An 11,650-nucleotide genomic window follows, 5' to 3' on the forward strand; every position below is an offset into this window, starting at 1 on the left:
GATGTCGGCACATGCTCAGCGGGGCTCTGCCATCATCGGCCATTCTGCGACAGCGGTGCGCTTGGTGCACAAAGCAACGACATCTGGTACCGACGAGAACAGCCGCCTCCAAGCATCCGGTCAGTGGCTGTTCCCCGGTCGGTACGGGTCAGTCGAACCAGAGGGCCAGTTCGCGGTCGGCCGACTCGGGCGAGTCGGAGCCGTGCACGAGGTTCTGCTGCTCCTTGGTGCCCCAGTCTCGGCCGAAGTCGCCGCGGATGGTGCCGGGAGCCGCGGTGGTCGGGTCGGTTGTGCCGGCCAGGGAGCGGAAGCCCTCGATCACGCGTTCGCCGGCGATGCGCAGCACGAGGATCGGACCGCTTTCCATGAACTCCACGAGAGGTTCGAAGAACGGCTTGCCCTGGTGCTCGGCGTAATGCTCGGCCAGCAGGGACCTGTCGGCCTGCACGAGCTTCGCGTCGACGAGGGAGTACCCCTTCTGCTCAATGCGACGCAGGATCTCGCCGGAGAGGTTGCGGGCAACGCCATCCGGTTTGACCAATACGAGCGTTTCCTGGACCTGGGTGCTCATGAGTTCTCCTTCTCGTTGTTCTCGTTGTTGGGAAAGTTCTGGTTCTGGTTGTCGATCCGGGAGCCGGCGATCATGCAGTACGTCCACATGGCGGCGAACATGCCGCCGACGAAGAACATGGCCGGATTGAGGAAGCCGGCGGCCACCATGATCAGCTGGAGGATCCAGCCGACCACGTAGGCCCACTCGTAACGGAGCAGCGCGAGCACGGCGACCATGGCCAGCCCCAGCACGGCTCCGCCGCCGAGGGCGAGCCACGGCGGCAACGCCTGCAGACCGAAGATCACCAGGGCGGCGAGGGCAACCACGATGACCTCGAAGCCGAGCACGATCGTCGCGAGCGTGCGCTTCACCGAGCGGGGAGCGGACGTCATTTCGCCAGCCATTCCCGTGCGTCGGCCAGAATGATGGCTTCGCCGACGAGGGTGATCGACCCGGTCACGATCACAGCCCGCTTGGGCGACTCGAGGGCCCAGTCCCTGGCGGAGTCGAGGGCCTGCGCGAGGTCGTCGAACCGGACGGTTGTCTCCTCGCTGCCGAGGTCGGCGATCAGATCGGCGAGGTCGTCGACGCCGATCGCGCGCTCGGACTGCGACTGTGTGACGTGGAACCGCACCACCTTGGACTGCAGCGCGGTGATGATGCCGGTCGCATCCTTGTCGGTGAGGATGCCCACCACGGCCACAATCTCGTCGAAGTCGAAGTAGTCGGCCAGTGCAGTGCTGAGGGCGGCCGCTCCGTGCGGATTGTGCGCGGCATCCACCAGGACGGTCGGTGCGATTCCGATCAGTTGCAGGCGTCCGGGCGAGGTGACCTGCGCGAGGCCCTCCTCGACCAGGTCATGCGAGAGCGCCGTGGTGCCGGCCCCGAGGAAGGACTCGACGGCGGCGATCGCGACGGCCGCATTCTGCGCCTGGTGCGTGCCGTACAGCGGCAGGAACAGGTCCGAGTAGGTGCCGGCGAGGCCGCGCACCGAGATGAGCTGCCCGCCCACGGCGACCTGGTTTTTGAGCAGGACGAAATCCTCGCCCTCACTGGCCAGGGTCGATTCGGTCAGCTCGGCGGCCCGCTCGAGTTCGGCCTGCGCCGCCTCGCCCTGCCGGGCGGAGACCACGGCGGCGGACGGCTTGATGATGCCGGCCTTGGTGCGGGCGATCTCGGCGATCGTGTTGCCGAGGCGGAGCGTGTGGTCGAGGGCGATGGGCGTGAACACGGCCACCTGCCCGTCGGCGACGTTGGTGGAATCCCACTCGCCGCCCATGCCGACCTCGATCACGGCGACGTCGACGGGGGCGTCGGCGAAGCAGGCGAAGGCCAGCACGGTGAGCGCCTCGAAGAAGGTGAGCACGTCGTCGCCTGCCGCCTCGAGCTCCGCGTCGACCATGGCCAGGAAGGGTTCGATGTCGGCCCAGTTCGCGGCCAGGGCCTCATCGGTGATGAACTCCCCGTCGATCACGATGCGCTCGTTGAGCCGCACCAGGTGCGGGCTCGTCATCAGTCCGGTGCGCAGCCCGTAGGCGCGCACGATGCTCTCGGTGATGCGGCTCGTGCTGGTCTTGCCGTTGGTGCCGGTGATATGGATCACCGGGTAGACGGTCTGAGGGTCACCCAGCAGTTCGAGCGCCCGCCGGGTCGGGGCCAGACGCGGCTTCGGCGCACCCTCGCCCACGCGGGCGAGGAGGGCGGCGAAGACGGCGTCCCCGGCCTCACGGCCGGCGTCGGAGGACTGGCGCGGCCTCTTCGATCCGGGCTTCTTCGATCCGGGCTTCTTCGATCCGGGCTTCTTGGGTTCAGACATGGACGAGTCCGTTCTCTCGGGCGACGGCGACCAGGACGGTCCCCCGGTTGGCATAGTGACCAGCCTCGTAAAGCACGTAGTGCTCGACGGGGAAGCCGACCAGGCTCTGCAGCCATTCGGACGGCAGACCGTGCGCCAGGCTGTCATCGGACACCTCGGTGGCCACATGGGTGGCGAACCGGAGGGTCAGGGTCTCCGCAGCGACGTCGACGCCGGCCGCAAGGGCGAAGGTCGCGGCGTCCTCGGCGGAGTAGAAGACGAGGTCGAGACGGATGCGGTCGCTCACTTCGAATCCGGCCGACTTGCGGGTGTCCTGCACGGCGCGGATCAGGTCGCGGGCGAAGCCCTCCGCCTCGAGTTCCGGGGTGGTCTGCGTCTCCAGCAGCACGAAACCGCCGCCCGCCAGGAGCGCCAGAGCCGGGGCATCCGCCGCCGTGTCGTCAGCGACGGCGGAACCGTCGGCCGGACCGGTCTGCAGCACGAGTTCGTACTCCCCCGCGGCGAGCGGGGTACCGCCGGCGGTGACTACGCCGTCGGTTTCGCTCCAGTCGCCGGCGCGGGCGGCCTTGATGACCTGCTGCACCTGCTTGCCGAGTCGCGGGCCGGCTGCCCGGGCGTTCACGGTGAGCCGGGAGGTGATGCCGTAGGCGCTCGCGCTGTCGTCGGCCAGTTCGACCAAACGCACGCTCTTCACATTCAGCTCGTCGCGCAGGATGCCCTCGAACGGGGCCAGGGCCGCCGTGTCGGTGGTGACCACGGTCAGAGTGGCCAGCGGCAGACGCACGCGCAGCCCGGACTGCTTGCGCAGTGACAGCACGGTGGAGCTGATGGTGCGCACCTGGTCCATCGCGGTGACGAGAACGGCATCGGCCGGGAACAATTCGGCGTCGGGCCAGTCGGTCAGGTGCACGCTGCGACCGCCGGTGAGGCCCTGCCAGATACGCTCGGTGACGAGCGGGAGCATCGGGGCGGCCACCCGCGTCACCGTTTCGAGCACGGTGTAGAGCGTGTCGAAAGCCTCGTTTGCGGTGGATGAGACCGTCGAGACCGAGACAGAGGCCCCGGCGCCGGCCCAGAACCGGTCGCGCGAGCGGCGAACGTACCAGTTGGTGAGCACGTCGGCGAAGTCCCGGATTCGAGCGGTCGCCTGGGTGCTGTCGAGGTTCTCGAGGTCGGCAGTGACTTCCACGATCAGATCGCGGGTCTTGGCCAGCAGGTAGCGGTCGAGCACGTCGGTCGAGTCGGTGCGCCAGGTGGCGTCGTAGCCGTTCTCCCCGGACGCGTTGGCGTAGAGGGAGAAGAAGTACCAGGTGCTCCAGAGCGGGAGCATAACCTGGCGGGTACCCTCGCGGATGCCCTCCTCGGTGACGATCAGGTTGCCACCGCGCAGCACGGAGGAGCTCATCAGGAACCAGCGCATGGCATCTGAGCCGTCCCGGTCGAACACCTCGTTCACGTCGGGATAGTTGCGCAGCGACTTGGACATCTTCTGGCCGTCGTTGCCGAGCACGATGCCGTGGCTGACCACGTTCTTGAAGGCCGGACGGTCGAACAGGGCGGTGGAGAGCGTGTGCAGCATGTAGAACCAGCCGCGGGTCTGGCCGATGTACTCCACGATGAAGTCGGCCGGGTTGTGGCTGTCGAACCAGTCGGCGTTCTCGAACGGGTAGTGCACCTGCGCGAACGGCATCGAGCCGGAGTCGAACCAGACGTCGAGCACATCCGTGATGCGCCGCATGGTGGACCGCCCGGTGGGGTCGTCGGGGTTGGGTCGGGTGAGCGCGTCGATATAGGGGCGGTGAAGGTCGGTGGGGCGCACGCCGAAGTCCGCCTCGAGCTCGTCGAGCGAGCCGTAGACGTCGACGCGCGGATAGTCGGGGTTGTCGCTCTTCCAGACCGGGATGGGCGAACCCCAGTACCGGTTGCGGCTGATCGACCAGTCGCGGGCGTTGCCGATCCACTTGCCGAACTGGCCGTCCTTGACGTTCTCCGGCACCCAATTGATGTCCTGGTTCAGGTCCACCAGACGGTCGCGGAAGTCCGTGACGCGCACGAACCAGCTCGACACGGCCTTGTAGATCAGCGGGTTGCGGCAGCGCCAGCAGTGCGGGTAGGAGTGCTCGTAGCTGGCCTGGCGCAGCAGGCGCCCCTCATTCTTGATCAGCTGGGTGAGCGGCTTGTTCGCGTCGCTCCAGAGCTGGCCGGCGACCTCGGGCACGTCGGAGAGGAACTTGCCGCCCGCGTCGAGGGAGATGATCACCGGGATGCCGGCGGCCACGGAGATCTTCTGGTCCTCCTCGCCGTAGGCGGGCGCCTGGTGCACGATGCCGGTTCCGTCGGCGGTGGTGACGTAGTCTGCCACGACGACGGTCCAGGCGTTCTCGGTGCCCCAGACCGCGGTGTCGGCGTAGTAGTCGAAGAGGCGGTCGTAGCTGACGCCCTCCAGGGCGCTGCCGAGAACCGTGCGGGAGATCGCCGCGGTCGCCTCTGCCGCCGAGTCGTAGCCGAGGTCCTTGGCGTAGTTGCCGACCAGGTCGATCGCAATCAGGTATTCGGCGCCGAAAACCTCGGTGGTTGCGACGCATGCCGCGGCATCCGCCCCGGAAACGGCCTCCCGCAGCACGGTGGCGTCCGGTGTGCCGTTCGGCCCGGCCGGCACGACGGCATAGACGATCTCCGGGCCCACGGCGAGCGCCAGGTTCGTCGGGAGGGTCCAGGGGGTGGTCGTCCAGGCCAGGGCGCGCACGGCGGTCAGCCCGAGGGCTTCGGCCTTGGCGCCGACCAGCGGGAAGGTGACCGTGACGGTCTGGTCCTGGCGCATCTTGTAGACGTCGTCGTCCATGCGCAGTTCGTGGTTGGACAGCGGTGTCTGGTCGCGCCAACAGTACGGCAGCACCCGGTAGCCCTCGTAGGCCAGGCCCTTGTCGTGCAGGCGCTTGAAGGCCCAGATCACGGACTCCATGAAGGTGATGTCGAGCGTCTTGTAGTCGTTCTCGAAGTCGACCCAGCGCGCCTGGCGGGTGACGTACTCCTCCCACACCTTGGTGTACTTGAGCACGGAGCTGCGGGCGACGGCGTTGAAGGCCCCGATGCCCATCTTCTCGATCTCGCTCTTGTCGGTGATGCCGAGCTCGCGTTCGGCTTCGAGCTCGGCCGGCAAGCCGTGCGTGTCCCAGCCGAACCGGCGGTGCACCTGCTTGCCGCGCATGGTCTGGAAGCGCGGGAAGAGGTCCTTCGCGTACCCGGTCAGCAGGTGGCCGTAGTGCGGCAGCCCGTTGGCGAACGGCGGGCCGTCATAGAAGACCCACTCGGGGGCATCCGCACGGTTGTCGATCGATGCCTGGAAGGTGCCGTCGGCTTTCCAGAACGCGAGCACCTCGGTTTCGATCTGGGGAAAGTTCGGTGAGGGCACGATGCCGCCGGGTTGGGCGGGAGAAGCGGACTGCTGGCCTTTGGGGTACGTCATGTCTCTCCTGGACGAGTCGGGCAGGTTGTGTCATTCACAGATCTGCCCCTGTTCCACGAGGACGCCGACTCCGAACGGGATTCGCCGCGGTACCACCTCGCTTGTCTCCCGGAGCCGAGGCTTCGGAAAACCGCTTGTTCTGAGGCTGTGACGGGCCCGACCCGTTCGGTTCTACTGAGAACCGCCGCGAGGGTGGTTGCCGTTCTTCCGAAGACTCACCGGTGATAGCCGGATCACAGTCCTACTTGACAATTCTACCCTGCGTCTACCCCCGGGTGTACAGCGCGCGGTGCCCGCACACGTCTGCTCAGCGAACAGCTCTCCTGTGTTCTACGATGGTCCTCAATCATTTTATTTGTGGACCCCGTCTAACACGTGCCCGAGGCCCCTAATCTTACGGGTCCAGCAGGTGCACACTCGGCCCATCGGGCGCCGCGGAAAGAGACCCATAATGCACACTTCGGGGTACACCCATCGCACAGCGCGCACCCTGACCGGGCTGGTCGGCCTCGCCGCCACCGGCATCCTGCTCACCGGCTGCGCCACCGCTGAGTCCCCCGAAGCCACCCGGCCTCTCACCGGCGGCACGTTGACCTACGCATCCGGCGACGCCGAGCCCACCTGCCTGGACCCGCACGTGGGCGGCAACTACCCGCAGGCCCTGGTCAGCACGCAGTACCTTGAGTCGCTTGTGTCCCGCAACGCGGACGGTGAGATCATCCCCTGGCTGGCAGATTCGTGGACCGAGAGCGCCGACGGGCTGGCCTGGGACTTCACGCTCGCCGCCGGCGTGAGTTTCACCGACGGCACCCCGCTCGACGCCGCCGCCGTGCAGGCGAATATCGCGCACATCCAAGACCCGGAAACGGCCTCGTCGACCGGCTACCTCGCTCTGGGGAAGGTCACCGGCACCGAGGCGGTCTCCACCAACGTTGTGCGCCTTACGCTCAGCGAACCCGACAGCGCCCTGCTCGAATCCCTGTCACAGCAGTGGCTGGCGATCGAATCGCCCACCGCGCTGGCCCGGAGCCAGGACGAGAACTGCGCCTCCCCGGTCGGCACCGGCCCCTTCCAGGTCGAGAAGTGGGTACAGCAGGAATCGATCACCCTGGTGCGGAACGAGAAGTACAGCTCCCCGCCCGCGGATGCCGCGCACACCGGGCCTGCCTACCTCGACTCCATCGTCTGGCGCTTCATCCCCGACTCCGCGTCCCGCTACGCGGCTCTGCAGTCCGGCGACGCCGACGTGATCGACAACGCCCAGCCCGACACCATCGTGCAGGCCGAGAAGAGCGACACCATCGTGCACCTCGACGCCCCTCGCCCGGGTGCCTCGAACCGGATCGAACTGAACTCCGGCCGCGCGCCCTTCAACGACCCGCTCGTGCGGGAGGCGTTCATCCGCTCGGCGAATGTCGACGACGCCGTCACCAGCCTCTTCCGGGGCACGGCCGAGCGCTCCTACTCCGCCCTCTCCAGCGTCGAACCCCTCGCCGTGTCGGGCCCGGACCTGTTCGCGTACGACCCCGAGGCCGCCTCGGACCTCCTCGATTCCGCCGGCTGGACCGAGCGTGATTCCAACGGTTACCGGGTGAAAGACGGCGAGCGCCTCACGGTCGACTTTCCGGTGAGTACGAACCAGTCCATTCCGGCGGAGCAGTCCCTGTTCGAGCAGATCCAGGCCACCGCGAAGAAGACCGGCTTCGAGGTTCTGCTCAGCCCGATGGACCTCTCCAGTTGGTACACCGCGCTGGGCGAGAACGACTACGACGCCGTCAGCGCGCCGTACACGAAGGTCGGACCCGACGTTCTGCGCATCCTCTTCCACTCCGACGGGATCACCCCGGCACCCAGCGGCTACTTCGCCAACCACGCCCAGGTGAACGACCCGGCCATCGACGCCCTACTCACCCAGGCCGGCCAGGTGACGGATGCCGATGAACGCGCCGCCCTCTACGCCGACGCGCAGAACCAGGTGCTCGCGGGCTTCTACATCCTGCCGCTCTTCGACCAGCAGAACCACTACCTGCTCGGCACCGATGTGGTGGGCGCGCGGGCGCTGCCGACCGTGTCGACGCCCACGTTCTACGATGCGTGGCTGAAGTAGCGCGGGCAGCCCGGGTCGTCCTGGCCCGCCTGGGAGGGGCGGTGCTGGTGCTCTGGATGGTGGCCACGCTCACCTTTTTCGCCATCCGTCTGATTCCCGGAGACCCGGCCGAGGCCATCCTGGGTGGCCCCGGCTCGCAGACCTCCCCGGAGGCGCTCGCCGCGGTGCGGGCGGAATACGGGCTCGACCAGCCCGTGCTCGTGCAGTACCTGGCACAGTTGGCTCGCCTGGCCACCGGGGATCTTGGCCGCTCCTACTCACTGGACCAGGACGTCGCCCCGCTCCTGGTCGGCCAGCTCGGCGGCACCCTGCTGCTGGCCGTGCTCGCCCTCGCTGTGGCCTGGCTGCTCGCCCTCGGGCTGGCCACCTGGTCGACCCGCGGCGGGCGCGTCGCCTGGTACCTGGGCTCCGGTCTGGAGATCGTGGCTGCCGCGCTCCCTCACTTCTGGCTCGCGACGGCGCTGATCGTGTTGTTCAGCGTCTGGCTGGGCTGGCTGCCGCCGATCAGTACCTCCGGGGTTTCCGGGCTGGTGCTGCCGGTGCTCACCCTCGCCGTGCCGCTGGCCGGGTTCCTTGGCCAGATCATGCGGGAGTCCCTGCTCACCGCGCTGGAATCCCCATTCGTGCTCTCCGCCCGCGCCCGGGGCGAGAGCGAACGCGGGGTGCGCTGGGTGCACGTTATCCGGCACGCGTCACTGCCGGCGATCAGCCTCTCCGGCTGGGCATTCGGCTCCCTGATCAGCGGGGCAGTGGTGGTCGAGACCATCTTCGCCCGGCCGGGCCTCGGCCGCACGCTTCTGAACGCGGTGACCGTGCGCGACGTGCCGGTCGTGGTTGGTGCTGTGCTGATCGTGGCCGTCGGGTACATCCTGATGACCCTGTTCACCGATTTGGCCCAGCGCATCGCCGACCCGAGGCTGCGGGCACGATGAGCGACCTCGAGATCCAGGCCGGGCTGGGCCGGTCGCCGCGCACCGGCGCGCCCCAGTCGCCGCGCGCGCCCCGCATTCGCCGGTTCGGCGTGGCCGAGGTCCTGGCGGGCCTGTTCGCGCTGTTCCTGGTCACGGCGGCATTGTTCCCCGCGCTCGTAGCGCCCGGCGACCCGCTCGGGATCGACCCGCTGTCCGCGTTTCAGACCCCCTCACCCGCGCACTGGTTCGGCACCGACGAGTCCGGCCGGGACATCTATACCCGGGTCAGCCACGGCACCGGCAGCTCCCTGCTGATCGGCACCCTCGCCACCGTGATCGGCCTCGGCCTGGGCCTCGTGCTCGGCACCCTGGCCGGTATGCTCGGCCCGGTCGTGGACTTCACCGTGAACCGGTTCCTCGAGGTGCTGTTCGCGTTCCCCGGCCTGCTGCTGGCCCTGCTCTTCATCCTGATCTTCGGGCCGGGCGTTGCCACGGCGACCATCGCCGTGGGCCTGGCGACCGCTCCCGGCTACGCCCGCATCATCCGCGGCCAGCTCTTGTCGGTGCGGTCATCGGCCTTCGTCGAGGCGGCGACCGTGCTCGGGCGCAGCCCCGTCCAGATCCTGATGCGCCACATCCTGCCGAACACGCTCGCGCCGCTGTTCGTGCTCGGCACCCTCGGCATCGGTCAGGCCATCGTCTGGGCGTCGGCTCTGAGCTACCTCGGCCTGGGCTCGGCGCCGCCCGCCGCGGAGTGGGGCGCGATGCTCTCCGCCGGGCGCACCTACATCGGCTCGGCCTGGTGGATGAGCTTCTTCCCCGGGCTGTTCATCGTGCTGACGGCGGTGTCGGCCACGGCGCTCGGTCGCGGCATCGAGCGACGGGTGAGGCGCGCGTGAGTGACGAGAGCGGCGTGGGCGCTTCGGTGGGCGCGCCAGGCGAGGGTGACGGCGGGGTTGCCCCGGCCGTGCGGGTGCAGAACCTCGTCGTGGGCTTCGGACCGCAAAATGATACCGACCCGGTGCTGAACGGCGTCTCGTTCGAGGTGGCCCCCGGGGAATGCCTGGCCCTGGTGGGAGAGTCAGGCTCGGGCAAGAGCGTCACCGCGCGCAGCCTGCTCGGCCTGGCCGGCGACAACGCCTGGGTGCGCGCCGACGAGCTGAGCCTCGCAGGCTCCGACGTGCGCGGACTCTCCGAGCAGAGCTGGCGCCGGCGGCGCGGCCGCGACGTGGGCCTGGTGCTGCAGGATGCCCTGGTGTCGCTGGACCCGCTGCGCCCGGTGGGCCGGGAGATCGCCGACTCGCTGCGACTGCACACCCGCCTCGGTGCAGCGGCGCGCCACGCCCGGGTGCTCGAGGTGCTGGCCCGGGTGGGCCTGTCCGACGCCGGCAACTCTGTGCGGAAGCGCGCGGGCGAACTCTCCGGCGGCCAGCGCCAGCGCGCCCTGATCGCGGCCGCGATCGCCCTGGACCCGCCACTGCTGATCGCCGACGAGCCCACGACGGCGCTCGACGTCACGGTGCAGGCACAAATCCTGGAGCTGCTGACGGGTCTGAAACTCGCCGGCACCGGCATCCTGCTGATCAGCCACGACCTGGCCGTCGTCGGCCGCATCGCCGACCGGATCGCTGTGCTGAGCGAGGGACGGATCGTGGAACAGGGACCGGCGCACGCGATTCTGACCCGGCCGGAGCATCCGGTCACCCGGCAGATGCTCGCCGCGATCCCGGTCGACAAGCCGCGCGGGCTGCGCCTCAGCCCGCGGGCCGCGGCCCCGGTGTCGCCCGCCGCCGCGCCCTTTCTCGCTCTCTCAGATCGTGCCGACCCTGTCGCTCCCCGCAACACGGTGCTGGAGGCCACCGGCCTGGTCAAGCGCTTCACCCGGCCCGACGGCACCGAGCAGCTCGCGGTCGACGGGGTCTCGTTCCGGCTCGAACGCGGCACGACGCTCGGCATCGTCGGCGAGTCCGGCTCCGGTAAAACCACGACGGCCCGCCTCGCGCTGGCGCTGACCCGGCCGGACGCCGGCGAGGTGCGGGTGCTCGGGCAGCCGTTCAGCGCCGCCTCGGAGAAGGAACGGCGGCTCCTGCGGCCCCGGCTTGGTGCGGTCTATCAGGATGCGCTCAGCTCCTTCGACCCGCGGCTGAGCGTCGAGCAGGTGCTCCGGGACGCGGTCGGCGGCGGGCGCACCGGGCGCGGCGCGGCATCCGCCTCGGCTGCCACTGCTGCCACTGCCGCCACTGCGGCCACTGCCTCGGCTGCCGACCGGCTGCGCGTGCTGGCGCTGCTCGACGCGGTGGGTCTGCCGCAGGGGCTGCTTGGCCGGCGGCCGCTGTCCCTCTCCGGCGGGCAGCGGCAGCGGGTGAGCATCGCCCGGGCGCTGGCGTCGGGGCCGCAGATCCTGATCTGCGACGAGCCCGTGTCGTCCCTCGACGTGACCGTGCAGGCCCAGGTGCTCGACCTCCTCGACGAGCTGCAGCGGAACCTGGGCCTCAGCCTGCTGTTCATCTCCCACGACCTCGGGGTGATCCAGCACGTCAGCGACCAGGTCGCCGTAATGCTGGACGGCCGTATCGTCGAAACCGGCGCAACGGCCCGGGTCTTCGCCGCGCCGGAGCATCCGTACACGCAGACCCTGCTCGGCGCGGTCCCCCGGATCGGGTTTTGACCCTCGAGCAACTCCGTACCGAACGAATTCGACGGAGATTTTGGCTCCCCTGCTGTATCCGTGGGTGTTTCGGAGCGCCTTAACGGCCGCACGCCGCTTCCTGTCTAGGTTTCTGACTGTCAAAGGAAA

The 11,650-nt window shown here is 68.9% G+C and carries 8 protein-coding genes; 4 read left to right on the forward strand and 4 right to left on the reverse strand.

The window, feature by feature from the left end; all coding sequences use genetic code 11:
* Nucleotides 1–148: 148 nt before the first annotated feature.
* The 4 genes from ndk to ileS are packed head-to-tail and all read right to left on the reverse strand — an operon-like array spanning nucleotide 149 to nucleotide 5,835.
* Entirely contained in the window at nucleotides 149–571 is a 423-nt protein-coding gene (ndk, locus tag E3O28_RS06460) for a nucleoside-diphosphate kinase (RefSeq protein ID WP_104103399.1), read from the reverse strand.
* A complete protein-coding gene (locus E3O28_RS06465) occupies nucleotides 568–945 on the reverse strand; it encodes a DUF4233 domain-containing protein (protein WP_158250313.1) in 378 nt (125 codons plus the stop codon). Before E3O28_RS06465 ends, ndk begins: the two co-directional genes overlap by 4 nt.
* On the reverse strand, nucleotides 942–2,369 hold the full coding sequence (locus E3O28_RS06470) for a folylpolyglutamate synthase/dihydrofolate synthase family protein (protein WP_104103394.1): 1,428 nt from the start codon (nucleotides 2,367–2,369) through the stop codon (nucleotides 942–944). Before E3O28_RS06470 ends, E3O28_RS06465 begins: the two co-directional genes overlap by 4 nt.
* Entirely contained in the window at nucleotides 2,362–5,835 is a 3,474-nt protein-coding gene (gene ileS / locus E3O28_RS06475) for an isoleucine--tRNA ligase (protein WP_134415444.1), read from the reverse strand. Before ileS ends, E3O28_RS06470 begins: the two co-directional genes overlap by 8 nt.
* 451 nt (nucleotides 5,836–6,286) lie before the next feature.
* Between ileS and E3O28_RS06480 the strand changes: the two genes are divergently transcribed.
* The 4 genes from E3O28_RS06480 to E3O28_RS06495 are packed head-to-tail and all read left to right on the forward strand — an operon-like array spanning nucleotide 6,287 to nucleotide 11,521.
* On the forward strand, nucleotides 6,287–7,942 hold the full coding sequence (locus E3O28_RS06480; RefSeq protein WP_134415445.1) for an ABC transporter substrate-binding protein: 1,656 nt from the start codon (nucleotides 6,287–6,289) through the stop codon (nucleotides 7,940–7,942).
* Nucleotides 7,930–8,874: an ABC transporter permease gene (locus tag E3O28_RS06485; protein WP_255409047.1), complete on the forward strand. Its 945-nt coding sequence runs from the start codon at nucleotides 7,930–7,932 to the stop codon at nucleotides 8,872–8,874. The genes E3O28_RS06480 and E3O28_RS06485 overlap by 13 nt, the downstream gene beginning before the upstream one ends.
* Nucleotides 8,871–9,752 carry an ABC transporter permease gene (locus E3O28_RS06490; RefSeq protein WP_104103383.1) on the forward strand — a complete coding sequence of 294 codons (882 nt, stop codon included), beginning with the start codon at nucleotides 8,871–8,873 and terminating at the stop codon, nucleotides 9,750–9,752. Before E3O28_RS06485 ends, E3O28_RS06490 begins: the two co-directional genes overlap by 4 nt.
* Nucleotides 9,749–11,521: an ABC transporter ATP-binding protein gene (locus E3O28_RS06495; RefSeq protein ID WP_241973037.1), complete on the forward strand. Its 1,773-nt coding sequence runs from the start codon at nucleotides 9,749–9,751 to the stop codon at nucleotides 11,519–11,521. The genes E3O28_RS06490 and E3O28_RS06495 overlap by 4 nt, the downstream gene beginning before the upstream one ends.
* Nucleotides 11,522–11,650: the final 129 nt, after the last annotated feature.

It is taken from the genome of Cryobacterium sp. TMT2-14 (assembly GCF_004402465.1).
In the GTDB taxonomy this organism is placed as follows: domain Bacteria; phylum Actinomycetota; class Actinomycetes; order Actinomycetales; family Microbacteriaceae; genus Cryobacterium; species Cryobacterium sandaracinum.